Annotated in this window: 15 protein-coding genes; 11 read left to right on the top strand and 4 right to left on the bottom strand. The window is 72.7% G+C overall.

The window, feature by feature from the left end:
* Nucleotides 1-363 precede the first annotated feature (363 nt).
* The 4 genes from alr (at nt 364) to OG866_RS17465 (ending at nt 3,633) form a co-directional block, all read left to right on the top strand.
* Nucleotides 364-1,536 (top strand): alanine racemase, encoded by a 1,173-nt coding sequence (gene alr / locus OG866_RS17480; RefSeq protein ID WP_329335762.1) that lies wholly within the window; start codon nt 364-366, stop codon nt 1,534-1,536.
* A 51-nt stretch (nt 1,537-1,587) separates the two neighbouring features.
* Nucleotides 1,588-2,820 (top strand): alpha/beta fold hydrolase, encoded by a 1,233-nt coding sequence (locus OG866_RS17475; RefSeq protein ID WP_329335761.1) that lies wholly within the window; start codon nt 1,588-1,590, stop codon nt 2,818-2,820.
* Nucleotides 2,792-3,298 carry a tRNA (adenosine(37)-N6)-threonylcarbamoyltransferase complex ATPase subunit type 1 TsaE gene (tsaE, locus tag OG866_RS17470; protein WP_329335759.1) on the top strand — a complete coding sequence of 169 codons (507 nt, stop codon included), beginning with the start codon at nt 2,792-2,794 and terminating at the stop codon, nt 3,296-3,298. Before OG866_RS17475 ends, tsaE begins: the two co-directional genes overlap by 29 nt.
* Before the next feature lie 170 nt (nt 3,299-3,468).
* Nucleotides 3,469-3,633, top strand: a complete 165-nt coding sequence (locus OG866_RS17465) for a hypothetical protein (RefSeq protein ID WP_329335757.1) — start codon at nt 3,469-3,471, stop codon at nt 3,631-3,633.
* On the opposite strand, the gene OG866_RS17460 is transcribed toward OG866_RS17465, so the two are convergent.
* Nucleotides 3,630-4,184 (bottom strand): hypothetical protein, encoded by a 555-nt coding sequence (locus OG866_RS17460; RefSeq protein WP_329335755.1) that lies wholly within the window; start codon nt 4,182-4,184, stop codon nt 3,630-3,632. The genes OG866_RS17465 and OG866_RS17460 overlap by 4 nt on opposite strands.
* A gap of 108 nt (nt 4,185-4,292) precedes the next feature.
* Here OG866_RS17460 and tsaB point away from each other — a divergent pair, with 108 nt between their 5' ends.
* From tsaB to OG866_RS17440, 4 genes are read left to right on the top strand one after another with little or no spacing between them, the layout of a single operon-like run.
* Nucleotides 4,293-4,946 carry a tRNA (adenosine(37)-N6)-threonylcarbamoyltransferase complex dimerization subunit type 1 TsaB gene (gene tsaB, locus OG866_RS17455; RefSeq protein WP_329335754.1) on the top strand — a complete coding sequence of 218 codons (654 nt, stop codon included), beginning with the start codon at nt 4,293-4,295 and terminating at the stop codon, nt 4,944-4,946.
* Between the two features lie 17 nt (nt 4,947-4,963).
* Nucleotides 4,964-5,431: a ribosomal protein S18-alanine N-acetyltransferase gene (rimI, locus tag OG866_RS17450; RefSeq protein ID WP_329344159.1), complete on the top strand. Its 468-nt coding sequence runs from the start codon at nt 4,964-4,966 to the stop codon at nt 5,429-5,431.
* Nucleotides 5,424-6,509 (top strand): tRNA (adenosine(37)-N6)-threonylcarbamoyltransferase complex transferase subunit TsaD, encoded by a 1,086-nt coding sequence (gene tsaD / locus OG866_RS17445; RefSeq protein ID WP_329335752.1) that lies wholly within the window; start codon nt 5,424-5,426, stop codon nt 6,507-6,509. The genes rimI and tsaD overlap by 8 nt, the downstream gene beginning before the upstream one ends.
* Nucleotides 6,506-6,763, top strand: coding sequence for a hypothetical protein (locus OG866_RS17440; protein ID WP_329335751.1), 258 nt, complete (start codon nt 6,506-6,508; stop codon nt 6,761-6,763). Before tsaD ends, OG866_RS17440 begins: the two co-directional genes overlap by 4 nt.
* Here the strand turns inward: OG866_RS17440 and OG866_RS17435 are convergent.
* From OG866_RS17435 to OG866_RS17425, 3 genes are all read right to left on the bottom strand, one after another.
* Nucleotides 6,760-7,740 (bottom strand): hypothetical protein, encoded by a 981-nt coding sequence (locus OG866_RS17435; protein ID WP_329335750.1) that lies wholly within the window; start codon nt 7,738-7,740, stop codon nt 6,760-6,762. The two genes, OG866_RS17440 and OG866_RS17435, sit on opposite strands and share 4 nt — an antisense overlap.
* On the bottom strand, nt 7,737-9,275 hold the full coding sequence (locus OG866_RS17430; RefSeq protein WP_329335748.1) for a M48 family metallopeptidase: 1,539 nt from the start codon (nt 9,273-9,275) through the stop codon (nt 7,737-7,739). The genes OG866_RS17435 and OG866_RS17430 overlap by 4 nt, the downstream gene beginning before the upstream one ends.
* Before the next feature lie 76 nt (nt 9,276-9,351).
* On the bottom strand, nt 9,352-11,673 hold the full coding sequence (locus OG866_RS17425; protein WP_329335746.1) for a glycoside hydrolase family 3 N-terminal domain-containing protein: 2,322 nt from the start codon (nt 11,671-11,673) through the stop codon (nt 9,352-9,354).
* A gap of 147 nt (nt 11,674-11,820) precedes the next feature.
* Between OG866_RS17425 and OG866_RS17420 the strand changes: the two genes are divergently transcribed.
* The 3 genes from OG866_RS17420 (at nt 11,821) to OG866_RS17410 (ending at nt 15,439) form a co-directional block, all read left to right on the top strand.
* Nucleotides 11,821-12,873, top strand: a complete 1,053-nt coding sequence (locus OG866_RS17420) for a LacI family DNA-binding transcriptional regulator (RefSeq protein ID WP_329335744.1) — start codon at nt 11,821-11,823, stop codon at nt 12,871-12,873.
* 99 nt (nt 12,874-12,972) lie between these two features.
* The gene (locus tag OG866_RS17415; protein WP_329335743.1) at nt 12,973-14,319 is read left to right on the top strand and encodes an endo-1,4-beta-xylanase; all 1,347 of its coding nucleotides are present in this window, start codon (nt 12,973-12,975) and stop codon (nt 14,317-14,319) included.
* 73 nt (nt 14,320-14,392) lie between these two features.
* Nucleotides 14,393-15,439, top strand: a complete 1,047-nt coding sequence (locus tag OG866_RS17410) for an LCP family protein (RefSeq protein ID WP_329335741.1) — start codon at nt 14,393-14,395, stop codon at nt 15,437-15,439.
* Nucleotides 15,440-15,492: the final 53 nt, after the last annotated feature.

Here is a 15,492-nt window from a genome sequence, read left to right as displayed (position 1 = left end):
GGCGGTTTGTGGCGGACGGGGTTCCGGTGGGGGCGTGTGATGTGGCGGAGGCGGTTCCGGGGGCGTGGCGGGATGTGCGGGGTGGGTGATGGTCGCGTTGACGGGCTGCGGCGGGGGGTGGGGTGGCGATCCGGAGTGCGGGGGTGCGGCGGGGGTGTGGCGGCGTGTCGACATGGGCTGGCTGGGCGGTTTGTGGCGGGCGGGGTTCCGGTGGGGGCGTGTGATGTGGCGGAGGCGGTTTTGGGGGCGTGGCGGGATGTGCGGGGTGGGTGATCGTCGTGTTGACGGGTCGCAGCGGGGGCGGCGACCCGGAGTGTGGGCGTACGGCGGGGGCGTGCGGGCCTCTGAGAGACTGGGGGCGTCATGAGTGAGACTGTTGCCCGGTCGGGCGTGGCCCTGCGTGCTCGGGCCGAGATTGATCTGGCCGCCCTGCGGGCCAACGTGCGGACCCTGCGCGCCCTCGCGCCGGGGGCGGCTCTGATGGCCGTGGTCAAGTCCGACGCGTACGGGCACGGGGCGGTGCCTTGTGCTCGTGCGGCCGTGGAGGCCGGGGCGGAGTGGCTGGGCACCGCCACGCCTGAAGAGGCCCTCGCGCTGCGGGCCGCCGGGATCGACGGTGTGCGGATCATGTGCTGGCTGTGGACCCCGGGCGGGCCCTGGCGGGAAGCCGTCGAGGCCGATCTCGATGTGTCCGTGAGCGGGATGTGGGCGCTGCTGGAGGTTGTCGACGCCGCTCGTGCTGTCGGGAAGACCGCGCGGGTGCAGCTCAAGGGCGACACCGGGCTCGGGCGGAACGGGTGCCAGCCCGGGGACGACTGGGCCGAGCTGGTGGGCCATGCGCTGCGGGCAGAGGCCGAGGGGATCATCCGGATCACCGGGCTCTGGTCGCACTTCGCCTGCGCCGACGAACCCGGGCATCCCTCCATCGCCGCCCAGCTCACCACGTTCCGCGAGATGCTCGCGTACGCCGAACAGGCAGGCGTGCGCCCCGAGGTGCGGCACATCGCCAACTCGCCCGCGACCCTGACCCTTCCCGAGGCCCACTTCGACCTGGTGCGCACCGGCGTCGCCGTCTACGGCATCTCGCCCAGCCCGGAGCTCGGCAGCTCGGCCGACCTGGGACTGCGGCCGGTGATGACGCTCAGCGCGTCCGTCGCCCTGGTGAAGCGGGTGCCGGGCGGACACGGGGTCAGCTACGGGCATCACTACGTCACCCCGGGCGACACCACCCTCGGACTCATCCCGGTCGGGTACGCGGACGGCGTCCCGCGGCACGCCTCCGGCACCGGGCCCGTGCTGGTCGGCGGGAAGTGGCGGACCGTGGCCGGTCGGGTGGCCATGGACCAGTTCGTCGTCGATCTGGGGGGCGACGAGCCCGCCGTCGGAAGCGAGGCCGTACTCTTCGGGCCCGGCGACCGCGGCGAACCCACCGCCGAGGACTGGGCGCAGGCGGCGGGGACCATCGCGTACGAGATCGTCACCCGGATCGGAACTCGTGTTCCCCGCGTCTATGTGAACGAGGGACAAGCTGGGTAACCGGCCCAGCAGTGACCAGCAGTCCAGTGCCCAGGCGAAGAGGAGCGGTACGTGAGCGAGAGCAGTGCGGAGGCCGCCCTGGCCGTCGCCGCCGCCACGGGGGCGGCCGCCGGGAACTGGCGCCGGGCGACCGGGATCGCCGGTGCCGCGATAGGGGTCGTCGCCGCGGGCGCCGCGGCCGGTGTCGCCCTGGAGCGGATGACCGTCGGACGCGGCATGCGGAAGAAGGCGCGGCTCGCACTGGACTCGGCCGGGCCGTACGGCTCGCTGCGCGGCATGCCCGGGAAGGCGTACGCCGACGACGGCACGGAGCTGTACTACGAGGTCGACGAGGTGGAGCCGGAGGGCGGGTCCGCGCCTCGTCGGCGGCGGCTCTTCGGGCGCAAGGCGCCGCTGCCCGTCACCGTCGTCTTCAGCCACGGGTACTGCCTGAGCCAGGACTCCTGGCACTTCCAGCGGGCCGCGCTGCGCGGTGTCGTCCGGACTGTGCACTGGGACCAGCGCAGCCACGGGCGGTCCGGGCGCGGGGTCCGGCAGGTGCAGGACGGCGTGCCGGTCGACATCGACCAGCTCGGGCGTGATCTGAAGGCCGTCATCGACGCCGCCGCGCCCGAAGGGCCGCTGGTGCTCGTCGGGCACTCGATGGGCGGCATGACCGTCATGGCGCTCGCCGACCAGTATCCGGAGCTGGTGGCGGAGCGGGTCGTCGCCGTGGCTCTGGTCGGGACGTCCTCCGGTCGGCTCGGCGAGGTCAACTTCGGGTTGCCCGTCGCGGGTGTGAATGCGGTGCGACGAGTGCTGCCGGGGCTGCTGAAGGCGCTGGGGCAGCGGGCCGAGCTGGTGGAGAAGGGCCGGCAGGCCACCGCCGACCTGTTCGCCGGGATCATCAAGCGATACTCGTTCGCGTCGCGGGACGTCGATCCGGCGGTCGCCCGGTTCGCCGAGCGGATGATCGAGGGGACACCGATCGACGTGGTCGCGGAGTTCTACCCGGCGTTCACCGACCACGACAAGACCGAGGCGCTCGCCCACTTCAGCGACCTCCCGGTGCTCGTGCTGGCCGGGATCGGGGACCTCGTCACGCCCAGCGAGCACAGTGAGGCCATCGCCGGGCTGCTGCCGGACGCCGAGCTGGTGCTGGTGCCGGACGCGGGGCATCTGGTGATGCTGGAGCACCCGGAAGTGGTCACCGACCGCCTCGCCGACCTCCTCACCCGGGCGGGGGCGGTGCCGGCAGGGGCTACGGTGGGCGGTTATGGAAGCAGTACCGCACAGCCCGGCTGAGACCGGGCTGACCGTGACCTCCCCCGAGCAGATGCGCGAGCTGGGCCTGAAGCTGGCCAAGCTGCTGCGGGCCGGTGACCTCGTGATGCTCAGCGGGGAGCTCGGCGCGGGCAAGACGACGCTGACCCGGGGGCTGGGAGAGGGGCTGGGCGTGCGGGGTGCCGTCACGTCCCCGACCTTCGTGATCGCCCGCGTCCACCCGTCCCTCGGTGACGGTCCGCCGCTCGTCCATGTCGACGCCTACCGGCTGGGCGGCGGGCTCGACGAGATGGAGGACCTCGACCTCGACGTCTCGCTGTCCGACTCGGTGATCGTGGTGGAGTGGGGCGAGGGCAAGGTCGAGGAGCTGACCGAGGACCGGCTCCAGGTGCAGATCCACCGGGCGGTCGGGGACACCACGGACGAGGTGCGGCACGTGACGCTGACCGGTCTGGGCGAGCGCTGGGCGACGGCCGACCTGAGCGTGCTCACCGCCTGAGCGAGCCGTCCCGCGCCGAGTGGCGCCGCGGACAGGCCCCGATTTCGGTGAACGTTCCGACAAGACGTCGGCAAGATATTGCTTTCGGCGTCTTGTGCGTGGTCACATGGTATCCAGTTCGTAGTTAGGTCTACCTAACCGCGTCCGCCCCCGGTGCTCAGGAGGCGACCATGTCGGCCACGGAGCGAGACGAGTCGACGCCGCGCGCGGTGTCCGCGGTGCCCATGCGTGACCTGCTGGCGGCCTGCGCCGCGGCGCACACGATCTCGACCCCACCGCGCGTGCCCGATCCCGAGACGGTCAGGCCGGCGGCCCAGCACCGCGAAGCGGCCTAGCGGATCACGATCACCTTCTGGCCGATCGTCGCGAAGGTCCACATCGCGGCGCCGTCCTCGCGGGACTCCCGGATGCCGCCCGTCTTCACCGCGGGGTCGGCCGGTGCGGTGGCCGCCGCGACGGCCGCGCTGAAGCCGATCGTCACGTTGCCGGCGGTGGCGAAGCGGACGACGTGCTCGATGGGGGTGCCGTCCGTACCGGTGACCGAGTTCGAGCGGGACGTGACCCAGTAGGAACCCGGCGCCGGGTCGACCGTGCCGGGGACGACCTCGAACGTGCGTTTCACCTTGTCGCCCGCGCCGACGAGCCAGACCCGGTCGTCGTCCACCGAGTACACGACCCGTTCACCCGTTCCGGAACCGGCCGGCAGGGCGGCGGGGTGACGGGTGTCGCGGGGCGCCTTGGCGGCGGCGATCCCGGGCGAGCTGCTCGTCCGCGGCTGCCCGAGCGTCGCGGGCACGGTCGCCGAGGCCTGGTAGGCGAGGAAACCGACGGTGGCGAGGGCCGCCGTGGTGAGTCCGGTGACGATCGCGGCGGAGTTGCTTGGCACGGTCGTCCACCTCTTTGTCGTACGCAGTGATCCTTCGCGACGTTAGCAGTCGGGGGGCGGCTCACCGGGGCGGCGATGTGCGCGGCGCGGGAGCCGTAGGCTGTTTGCGTGCTCTTGCTCGCTCTGGATACCGCCACCCCCGCCGTCACCGTCGCCCTGCACGACGGAACGGATGTCGTCGCCTCGTCGAGCCAGGTGGACGCCCGCCGGCACGGCGAGCTGCTGCTGCCGGCCGTCGACCGCGTTCTCGCCGAGGCCGGGCTCAGGCTCGACGCCGTCACCGGCATCGTCGTAGGCATCGGACCCGGCCCCTACACCGGACTGCGGGTCGGGCTGATGACCGCCGACACCTTCGGCCTCGCGCTCGGCGTCCCCGTGCACGGCGTGTGCACGCTGGACGGGCTCGCGTACGCCACCGACGTCGAGGGCCCCTTCGTCGTGGCGACCGACGCCCGGCGCAAGGAGGTCTACTGGGCGCGATACGACGACCGCCGCACCCGGGTCACCGACCCCGCCGTCGACCGGCCCGCCGACCTCGCCGAGCAGGTCGCCGGAGTGCCCGCCGTGGGCGCCGGCGCGTTGCTCTACCCCGACACCTTCCCGGACGCGCGGGCGCCCGAGCATGTGTCGGCCGCCGCCCTGGCCGCGCTGGCCGCCGAGCGGCTCGCCGCGGGCGAGGAGCTGCCGGCGCCCCGGCCGCTGTATCTGCGCCGGCCCGACGCCCAGGTCCCCAAGAACTACAAGGTGGTCACCCCCAAGTGACCGCGGCACTGCGTGAGATGCGCTGGTGGGACATCGATCCCGTGCTGGATCTCGAGAAGGACCTCTTCCCCGAGGACGCCTGGTCGCGAGGCATGTTCTGGTCCGAGCTGGCCCATGCGCGGGGTGCCACGGCGACCAAGCGGTACCTGGTCGCCGAGGAGGACGGGCGGCTCGTCGGGTACGCCGGGCTCGCCTCCTCCGGGGACCTGGCCGACGTGCAGACCATCGCCGTCGCCCGCGACCACTGGGGCACCGGTCTCGGCGGCCGGCTGCTGACCGAACTGCTGCACGCGGCCACCGCGTTCGAGTGCGCCGAGGTGATGCTGGAGTGCCGGGTCGACAACGACCGCGCGCAGAAGCTGTACGAGCGCTATGGCTTCGAACCCATCGGCTTCCGCCGCGGCTACTACCAGCCGGGCAACGTCGACGCCCTTGTGATGCGCCTGACCATCGACCCTGCGAGTGAAGAGAAGAACCATGGCTGACGAACCACTCGTCCTCGGCATCGAGACCTCCTGCGACGAGACCGGCGTCGGCATCGTCCGCGGCACCACCCTGCTCGCCGACGCCATCGCCTCCAGCGTCGACGAGCACGCCCGCTTCGGCGGTGTCGTGCCGGAGGTCGCCTCCCGCGCGCACCTGGAGGCGATGGTGCCGACGATCCAGCGCGCCCTGAAGGACGCGGGCGTCAGCGCCCGTGACCTCGACGGCATCGCGGTCACCGCCGGGCCCGGCCTCGCGGGCGCCCTCCTGGTCGGCGTCTCGGCGGCCAAGGCGTACGCCTACGCCCTCGGCAAGCCCCTCTACGGCGTCAACCACCTCGCCTCCCACATTTGCGTGGACCAGCTGGAGCACGGGGCGCTGCCCGAGCCGACGATGGCGCTGCTCGTCTCCGGCGGGCACTCCTCGCTGCTGCTGTCGACCGACATCACCTCCGACGTCCGGCCGCTCGGCGCGACCATCGACGACGCGGCCGGCGAGGCCTTCGACAAGATCGCCCGCGTGCTGAACCTCGGCTTCCCGGGCGGTCCGGTCATCGACCGGTACGCCAAGGAGGGCGACCCGAGCGCGATCGCGTTCCCGCGCGGTCTGACCGGTCCGCGCGACCCGGCGTACGACTTCTCCTTCTCCGGGCTGAAGACGGCCGTGGCCCGCTGGATCGAGGCGAAGCGGGCGGCCGGTGAGGAGGTGCCGGTGCGGGACGTGTCGGCTTCCTTCCAGGAGGCCGTGGTGGACGTGCTGACCCGCAAGGCCGTACGGGCCTGCAAGGACGAGGGCGTCGACCACCTCATGATCGGCGGCGGTGTGGCGGCCAACTCGCGGCTGCGGGCGCTGGCCCAGGAGCGCTGCGAGGCGGCCGGCATCCGGCTGCGGGTGCCGCGGCCCAAGCTGTGCACGGACAACGGGGCGATGGTGGCCGCGCTGGGCGCCGAGATGGTGGCCCGCGACCGGCCCGCCTCCAGCTGGGACCTGTCGGCCGACTCCTCGCTGCCGGTGACCGACCCGCATGTCCCCGGGCACGACCACGTCCACGAGGTCAGCAAGGAGAACCTGTACTCGTGACGGTCGCGTTGATGTGGGAGGCGCGGGCCGTCGACGGCCGGGGCGAGGAGCTGCTGACCTGGGCACGGGCACAGGAGCTGGCGGTCACGCCCTTGCGCCGGGAGACCTTCCGGGCGCCGCAGGACCGGGTGCTCGTCATCACGTGGTGGGACGCTGAGTACGACGCCGTACTGCCCGAACTGCCCGAGCCGGACGGGGAGTTGGTGACCCGGGCCGTGCATCGCTGGCGCTTCGAGCCGGTGTCGGAGGGTTAGGGCTGCGGGGCCGACAGGGCCCAGGCCGAGGTCGACAGGGTCGCGAACGCGAGGGTGTGACCGCCTACGGCGAGCAGGGTGCCGTCGGCCGTCAGGAAGCCCGCGGCGACGCCCAGGACGGCGCCGAACGCCGTGGCGGGCCAGGCCTGCCGCCACCAGACGTGGGCGGGCCGTACGAGGGTTCCGGCGGGGACGATGAACGAATCCCGCAGGTCGCCGCGGACGGTCCGGAGGTCGGCGAAGGTCGTGCGGGCCGGTTCGCGGTGGCGTAGGCGGCGGATCGGGACCAGGCGGGTGCCGTCCGGCAGGACCACCGCGGCGGTGCGGGTGCCGTGGACCGTCACCGGGAACCGGCCGGGACGGTCCTCCAGCGCCGGGTGCCACATCACGCGCTGCCAGTGGCGGTCGTCCAGGACGAGCCAGAGCGTGTTCGCGCTGCGCCAGGGGAGGGTCTGGGCGCGTTCGCCGAGCCGCACCTCGGCAGTCATGGGGTGGCCCGGGCGGCGGGCCGCGCGCCGGAAGGCCAGGCCTCGGCGGGCCCAGGCGGCGCAGAGGGCGACGGCGACGAGCCCGGCGACGACGGCGGAGGCGACGAGGCCGTCCGTGTCCGGAGTGCCGTCCCGGTGCTCGTGCCAGTCGTAGGGGTGGCCGGTGGGGTTCTGCTCGGTCGGGTCGAACTCCACGAGGAAGCGGGCGTCCTTGGGGTAGGCCCAGGTCCTGTCGATCGGGGCGAAGCGCTGGACCCGGGTGTGGCCCGCCTCGTCGCTCCAGCGGACGCGGACCTCGGCCCCCACGCCGTCGGCGTCCTCCAGGACTACGCCGACGGCGAGTTCGGAGTGCGCGCGGTCGTGGTCGAGGGCCCGTTGGCGGACGTACGCGTTCCCGGCCAGCCATGCGCCGAGCAGGACGTACCCCACGAGCGTGACGGTCAGGCCGAACAGGGCGACGCGGAGGGCGGGGCGTCTCGGGGTGGTCATACGGCGGCCTCCTGGTGGGCCAGGAGGGCGCGTACGGGGGCGGGGTCGTCGCTGTCCAGCGCGGCGGTCAGGGTGTCGCCGACGTCGAGGGTCGTGCCGTCGGGGGCGGTGAGCACGCTGGTGCGCCAGCGGCTCGCGCGGGTCCAGCCCGCCGCGCGCAGGGCCTCGGTGACGGGCGGGAGCATGGCGTCGGCCAGTACGTCCCGGGCGAAGGCGCGCCGTACGGAGGCGGGGACCTGGCGTATCCGGGGCTCGACGCGGCGGGCGAGGCGGGGCCAGGTGCCGTCGGCGACGGCGTTCAGGGCGGCCTCCAGGGCGTCGGGCGGGGTGGCCCGGCGGGTCGCCGTCCGGAGGGGCGACGGGCCCTTGGCATCGAGGAGTTCCTGGAGGCGGTCGGGGGAGAGGGCGAGGACGCTCAACGGACGCGGCTGGTCGGTCTCTCCGAGCTTCGGGTGGCGGGACGAGGGCTCGGTCTTTCCGGGTTTCGGGCTGCGGGACGAGGAGGCCCCGGCCGTTGCGCGTTTCGGGCGGCGGTTGCGGCCCCGTGCCGTGTGTTGTGCGAGGAGCTGTTCCACACACCAGCGCTCCAGCGCCTCCGCGGTCCGCAGGGGTATCGGCTCCTCGCCGTACGACGTGACGGCGGGCGGGGCCGTGTCCCGCAGTGCTGTCAGCCGGGCGGCGGTGGGTGGGTGGTCGGCCGTGGCGTAGGGGTCGACGGATTCCCGTTCGGCGGCGACACGGGCGGCGCGGTGGGCCACGTGTGGGTCGGTGGCGGCGGTGTCGAGGGCGTCGTAGAAGTCCTGTGGGTAGCTGCCGTCCTGGGCGAGGGCGGACCACCAGCGGCGGCCGAGGCTGCGGTACACCGCGTCGAGCAGGACCGTCCGTTCGAGGGCCGTCGTGGTCGCGCGGGTGCCGGCGATGCGGGCGGCGTCGGCGTCCGCGTCCGTCTCTGTCCGCCAGGCCCGCGGCTGGGTGGCTCGCAGGAGCGGGGCGGACAGCGGGGCCAGTGGGCGGAGGCGGGGCGCGAGGCAGACTTCGAGGAGGCGGCGGGAGCGTAGGAGCCAAGCGGTACGGCGGTGGCTCACATGCTGTTCGTGGGCCAGCTCGTGCGCGACCACGGCCGCCAACTGGTCGGCGGTCAGCGCCCGGAGCAGGGGGAGGCCGAGCACCAGGACGTAGGCGCGGATGCCGGAGACCTTCGCCCGGTGCAGGGCCGCGTGCACGTCGGGGACGACCCGGACCAGCAGGGGCTCGCGGAAGCCGAGCCGTTCGGCGACGTCCTGCACCAGCGCGGCCAGTTGCGGCTCGTCGGGGGGCCGTACCGCCCGGCCGGGGAGGCGACGCGAGGCGGCCGCCGCCCCGAAGACGGCGATCAGGAGGAACACCACCGGCATCATCGCGTCCGACTGCTCGCCCCAGGCCGAGACCGCGACGAACAGCGCCACCAGCACCGCCGCCGGCGGCAGTACGGCCAGCGCCAGCATGGCAGTGATCAGCGACCATTCCCGGGCGGGCCCGGTCCCCTGTGCGTTCATGGCATCCCCCGTGGCCCACCCTCATAGGCGTCGGCGGATTCTGGCACAGGGAACCGGTGTTCGGGTCCCTTCGTGATCAGGCCGTTTCCTGCACCTCCTGCACCTCCGTCTCGCAGCGCAGCCTGCGGTCGGTGCCCACCTCGCGGACCGGACCGGTGAGCGTCAGCCGGGCCGTGTGGCGTACGTCGGTGCTGGAGGCCGCCAACCGCAGTTCCAGGGCGCCGGGTTCCACCACCCGGCGGCCGGTGCGGTCGGTGAACGCCGAGTGGTCGGCGTGGAAGCGGAACGTCACCCGCCGGGTCTCGCCCGGGGCGAGTTCCAGGCGCTGGTAGCCGATCAGCCGGACGTCCGGGCGGGTCACCGTGGCCACCGGGTCGTGCAGGTACAGCTGGACGACCTCGGCGCCCTCGCGGTCACCGGTGTTGCGGACGGCGACGCTCACGTCGTACGCGCCGTCGGTCGTGATCTCCGCCCCGGCCGTGTCGGACTCGTTCGGCTCCCAGGCGAACGTGGTGTACGCGCGGCCGTGTCCGAAGGGGTACAGCGGGGTCGGGTCCAGGTTGCTGACCTCGCCCGCGAGGCCCAGCGGGGGCTGGAGGTAGGTCCAGGGCTGGCCGCCCGGCTCCCGCGGGACGCTCACCGGCAGCCGCCCGGACGGGTTGACGCGGCCCGACAGCACTCCCGCGACCGCCGGGCCGCCCTCCTCCCCGGGGAAGAAGGCCTGCACGGAGGCGGCCAGCCGGCCGTGCCAGCGGCCCAGCGCGTACGGCCTTCCGGTCAGGAGAACGAGGACGACGGGTACGCCGGTGGCGACCAGGGCGTCCAGCAACTCGCCCTGCACGCCCGGCAGTCGCAGGTCCGTCGCGTCGCAGCCCTCGCCCGAGGTGCCCCGGCCGAACAGGCCCGCCCGGTCGCCGAGGACGGCCACACAGACGTCCGCCTCGGCGGTCCGGGCCACCGCCTCCTCGAAGCCGCCGGTGTCCGGGGTGTCGACCCCGCAGCCCTCCGCGAACGTCACCTTGGCGTCGGGGAGTTCGCCGCGCAGGGCCTCCAGGACGGTCGGGATCTCGATGCCCATCGGGATGTCGGGGTGGTGGGTGAGGACGTGGGACGGGAAGGAGTAGCAGCCGAGCATCGCGAGCGCGTCGGCCGCCCTCGGGCCCACGACCGCGATCCGGGTGTCGGGGGAGAGGGGCAGGACACCGTCCGGGTTGTCCAGCAGGACCACCGACCGCTCGGCGAGGCGGCGGGCCAGCGCCCGGTTCGCCGTCGAGTCGAGGTCGATCGGGGCGGTGGGTTCCGGGGTCCAGTCCTCGTCCAGCAGGCCCAGTTCGCACTTCTGGAGCAGGACGCGCCGGGCCGCCCGGTCGATCAGTTCCTCGGCGATCTCGCCCGCCCGTACGGCCTCCAGGAGGGGCTTGCCGTAGCACTTCAGGGTGGGCAGTTCGACGTCGAGGCCCGCCGCGAGCGCCGCGTGGGCGGCCTCCGCCTCGGTGCCGGCCACCCGGTGCTGGGTCTGGAGGAATCCGACGCCGAAGTAGTCGGCGACGACCGTGCCGGTGAACCCCCACCGCTCCCGCAGGAGTTCGGTGAGCAGGCCCGGGTCGGCGGAGGCCGGGATGCCGTCCGTGTCGGTGTACGCGGCCATCACCGAGCGCGCCCCGCCCTCGCGCAGTGCCAGTTCGAACGGCGGCAGCGTCACATCGGCGAACTCGCGCACGCCCGCCCGGACCGGTGCCAGGTTGCGGGCGCCCGCGGAGGAGGCGTACCCGGCGAAGTGCTTGAGCGTGGCGACCACGCCGGCCGACTCCAGGCCGCGGACATAGGCGGCGCCGACCGTGCCGACCAGGTAAGGGTCCTCGCCGATGGTCTCCTCGACCCGTCCCCAGCGCGGGTCGCGGACGACGTCCAGGACGGGGGCGAGGCCCTGGTGGACGCCGACCGCGCGCAGGTCGCGGCCGATGTGCCGGCCCATCTCCTCGACGAGCGGCGGGTCGAAGGCCGCGCCCCAGGCGAGCGGGACCGGATACGCGGTCGCCTGCCAGGCGGTGAAGCCGGCCAGGCACTCCTCGTGCGCGAGCGCGGGAATGCCGAAGCGGCCGGCCGCGGCGATACGGCGCTGGGCGCGGGCCAGTGCCTGCGCGCCCAGCGCCGGGTCCACGGGGGCGGTGCCGAAGGGGCGGGTGAGCTGGCCGAGCCCATGGGTGATGAGCTCGTCCCAGTCGTACTCGGCGGTCATCTCGCGTTGCAGCGGGGCGACGCCGTCCCCGTCGGTGCTGGCCCCCACCCACACGCCGTACAGCTGGGCCGTCTTCTCCTCCAGGGTCATCCGGGAGAGGAGGTCGTCGACGCGGGCGGCGGCGGGCAGGGCGGGGTCACGCCAAGGCGCGGTGGTCATGAAACTCCTGTCGGGTCGAACGACCTCTCACGAAGGGCTCTCACGAACGTCTCTCGCGAATGTTTCGATGTGTAATCCGAATGTTTTGGGAACCTAGGCCGGTGAGAAGGGTTCGTCAAGAGGTCGTGCAGGGATACGATCGCCGCCATGACACCCCCGGAGCCCGGTGAAACCCGGACAGCAGGACGCTCGACGCAGACCGCGACGCTCGCCGAGATCGCCCGTGAGGCCGGCGTCTCCGCGCCGACTGTTTCGAAGGTCCTCAACGGACGGGCCGACGTCGCCCCGGCGACCCGTACCCGAGTGGAAGAACTGCTGCGCGCCCACGGCTATCGCCGACGACGGGCCGAGGCCAGCCGGTCCCCCCTCATCGACCTGGTCTTCCACGAACTGGAGAGCGCCTGGGCGATGGAGGTCATCCGGGGCGTGGAGAACGTGGCACGGGACGCCGGGCTGAGCGTGGTGCTCAGCGAGAGCGCCGGCCGGCTCACCCCGGGGCGCACCTGGGCCGACCAGGTCGCCGCCCGCCGCCCGCACGGCGTGATCCTCGTGCTGTCCGGACTCGACGAGTCCCAGCGTGCCCTGCTGACCAGCCGGTCGATCCCGTTCGTCGTCATGGACCCGGCCGGCGACCCCGGTGCCGACGTGCCGTCCATCGGCGCCACCAACTGGCAGGGCGGCCTCGCCGCCACCCGGCACCTGGTCGAACTCGGCCACACCCGGATCGGCGCCATCAGCGGCCCGTCCCGGATGATGTGCAGCCGCGCCCGTGTCGACGGCTATCGGGCCGCGCTGGAGACCGCCGGGCTGCCCGTGGACCCGGCGCTGATCAAGAACGGCGACTTCCATCACGAGGCCGGCTACCGGCTGGGCCTGGACCTGCTGCGCCGCGCGGACCGGCCGACCGCGGTCTTCGCCGGCAACGACCTCCAGGCGCTCGGGCTCTACGAGGCCGCGCGTGAGCTGGGGCTGCGCATCCCGGAGGACCTGAGCGTCGTCGGCTTCGACGATCTGCCGGTCGCGCCCTGGGTGGGGCCGCCGCTGACGACCGTACGGCAGCCGCTGACCGAGATGGCCGAGGCGGCGGCGAAGCTGGTGCTCGACCTCGCGCGCGAGGAGGGGACGCCGGCGGCGACGCGGGTGGAGCTGGCGACGAGTCTGGTGGTGCGCAGCAGCACGGGAGCGCCCCCGGCGGTTTAGCAAGGAAGAGGTGTTGCTGTATTGACGGGTGTGCCGCGGCACCCCACACTGCCCCGAAGCCAATCGGTTGTTCGACCGAAACTTTCGGAGGCACCCGCAATGAGATCTCTGAGAACCGGCTTATCCCTGGCGTCCCTTCTGGCGACGCTGGGCACCCTCCTGCTGACGGCGCCCGCGGCGCACGCCGCCGACACGCCCCTGCGCGATCTCGGCACCGCCAAGGGCAAGGTCATCGGCACCGCGGTCACCGGGTCCAAGCTCACCGGCACCTACGGCGACATCGCCGGCGCGCAGTTCAGCTCGCTGACCCCCGGCAACGCCATGAAGTGGGGCTCGGTCGAGCCGACTCAGGGCAGTTTCAACTGGGCCGAGGCCGACCAGATCGTCAACTTCGCCGAGGCCCACGGCCAGCAGGTGCGCGGCCACACCCTGGTCTGGCACAGCCAGAACCCGAGCTGGCTGACCAACGGCAGCTGGACCCCGGCCCAGCTCAGCACCCTGCTCAACGACCACATCGCGACCGAGGTCGGCCGCTACAAGGGGCGGCTGGCCGCCTGGGACGTGGTCAACGAGCCCTTCAACGAGGACGGGACCTACCGCTCGACCCTCTGGTACAACGGCCTCGGCTCCGGCTACATCGCCCAGGCCCTGACCGCCGCCCGCGCCGCCGACCCGGCCGCCAAGCTCTACATCAACGACTACAACGTCGAGGGCGTCAACGCGAAGTCCACGGCCCTCTACAACCTGGTCAAGTCCCTGAAGGCGCAGGGCGTCCCGATCGACGGCGTCGGTCTCCAGGCCCACCTCGTCCTCGGCCAGGTGCCCGCCACGCTCCAGCAGAACATCCAGCGCTTCGCCGACCTCGGCGTGGACGTGGCGATCACCGAGCTGGACATCCGGATGGCGCTGCCGGCGGACAGTACGAAGCTCGCCCAGCAGAAGGCCGACTACAAGGCGGTGACGGCGGCCTGCGTGGCCGTGACCCGCTGTGTGAACCTCACCGTCTGGGGCTTCGCCGACTCCGACTCCTGGGTCGACAGCACCTTCCCCGGCTACGGGGCGGCGACCCCGTACGACGCGAACTACGCGCCGAAACCGGCCTACTACGGCATCGCGGAGGCGCTGGGCGGGACGACGACACCGCCTCCGACGGGGGCGTGCTCGGCGGCGTACAGCGTGCCGAGTCAGTGGAACACCGGGTTCACCGGGAACGTGACGATCTCCTGCTCGGGTGCCTCGCTGTCGTCCTGGAAGGTGACCTGGACGTACGGCGCCGGGCAGCAGATCACGCAGGCCTGGAACGCGACCTGCGCCCAGTCCGGCGCGGCCGTCAGCTGCACCAACGCCTCCTACAACGGGACGGTCCCGGACGGCGGTTCGGTGACCTTCGGGTTCAACGCCAACTGGAGCGGGAGCAACCCGGTACCGACGGTGACATTGGGCTGAGAAAAGTTAGATTTTCCGAAGAAAGGCGACCGGGGCAGTGCCCTCGTAATAATTCGGACTTACGTTCCTCTCCGTGAATGGAGACGACGAAGGCAGACCAGTGGGCCGGCGGCGGTCACGCGTACTGAAAGCCGCCGGCCTCACTCTCGCGGGCGTGCTGGTGGCGGGCGCCGCGGTCGGCGGCTGGGTGTACTGGCATCTGAACAGCAACATCAAGAGCGTCGACATCGACCAGGCGCTCGGCGACGACCGCCCGGCGAAGGCCACCGTGACGCCCGCCCCGTCCGCCTCCTCGTCCGCGAGCCCGCTGCCGACCGAGGCCGTCAACATCCTGGTCCTCGGCTCCGACTCGCGCAGCGGCAAGGAGAACCAGGCCCTCGGCGGCGGCGACAGCTCCGGTGCCCGCTCCGACACGGCGATGGTCGTGCACATCGACGCGGGCCGCACCGAGGCGACGGTCGTCAGCATCCCGCGCGACACCCTCGTCACCCGCCCGTCCTGCCCCCTGGAGGACGGCGGTTCGACGGCGGTGGCGTACAACGCGATGTTCAACAGCGCCTATTCGGTGGGCGGACCGGTGTGTGCCGTGAAGACCGTCGAGTCGATCACGGACGTCCGCATGGACCACTACATCGAGATCGACTTCTCGGGCTTCGCGAAGCTGGTGAACGCCCTCGGCGGTGTCACGGTGACGACGGACGAGGACATCGACGACTCCAGCAGCCATCTGACCCTGAAGGCCGGCACCCACCACCTCGACGGCAAGCAGGCCCTCGCGCTCGCCCGCACCCGGCACGGCATAGGCGACGGCAGCGACCTCGGCCGGATCGGCCTCCAGCAGAAGCTGGTGAAGGCCCTGCTGGAGCAGATCTCCTCGACGAACCTGCTCACCTCGCCCACCAAGCTCTACTCCGTCGCCGACGCGATCACCGGCAGTCTCACCACCGACACCGGCCTCGACTCGCTGAGCGAGCTGATGAGCCTCGGCCAGAGCCTGAAGAGCCTGTCGGCGGACCAGGTGAAGACGGTGACCATGCCGGTCGTCCAGGCACCCTCGGACCACAACCGGGTGGTGGCGGACGAGCCCGAGGCGAGCGAGCTGTGGAAGTCGCTGAGGTGACTACAACCACTTGGCCCGGCGGCGAGTCATGTGCGGTGACTGTGTCGCCGTGA

This window comes from Streptomyces sp. NBC_00663 (assembly GCF_036226885.1).
Lineage (GTDB): Bacteria > Actinomycetota > Actinomycetes > Streptomycetales > Streptomycetaceae > Streptomyces.
The sequence above is the reverse complement of the archived record's forward strand: the minus strand, read 5'-3'. Positions and strand labels throughout refer to the sequence as shown.

What these genes read in the sequence shown, in the direction of transcription:
- alr (WP_329335762.1), top strand. Translation starts at nt 364, where the DNA reads ATGAGTGAGACTGTTGCCCGGTCGGGCGTGGCCCTGCGTGCTCGGGCC.
- tsaE (WP_329335759.1), top strand. Translation starts at nt 2,792, where the DNA reads ATGGAAGCAGTACCGCACAGCCCGGCTGAGACCGGGCTGACCGTGACC.
- OG866_RS17465 (WP_329335757.1), top strand. Translation starts at nt 3,469, where the DNA reads ATGTCGGCCACGGAGCGAGACGAGTCGACGCCGCGCGCGGTGTCCGCG.
- rimI (WP_329344159.1), top strand. Translation starts at nt 4,964, where the DNA reads ATGCGCTGGTGGGACATCGATCCCGTGCTGGATCTCGAGAAGGACCTC.
- tsaD (WP_329335752.1), top strand. Translation starts at nt 5,424, where the DNA reads ATGGCTGACGAACCACTCGTCCTCGGCATCGAGACCTCCTGCGACGAG.
- OG866_RS17435 (WP_329335750.1), bottom strand. Translation starts at nt 7,740, where the DNA reads ATGACCACCCCGAGACGCCCCGCCCTCCGCGTCGCCCTGTTCGGCCTG.
- OG866_RS17430 (WP_329335748.1), bottom strand. Translation starts at nt 9,275, where the DNA reads ATGAACGCACAGGGGACCGGGCCCGCCCGGGAATGGTCGCTGATCACT.
- OG866_RS17425 (WP_329335746.1), bottom strand. Translation starts at nt 11,673, where the DNA reads ATGACCACCGCGCCTTGGCGTGACCCCGCCCTGCCCGCCGCCGCCCGC.
- OG866_RS17420 (WP_329335744.1), top strand. Translation starts at nt 11,821, where the DNA reads ATGACACCCCCGGAGCCCGGTGAAACCCGGACAGCAGGACGCTCGACG.
- OG866_RS17415 (WP_329335743.1), top strand. Translation starts at nt 12,973, where the DNA reads ATGAGATCTCTGAGAACCGGCTTATCCCTGGCGTCCCTTCTGGCGACG.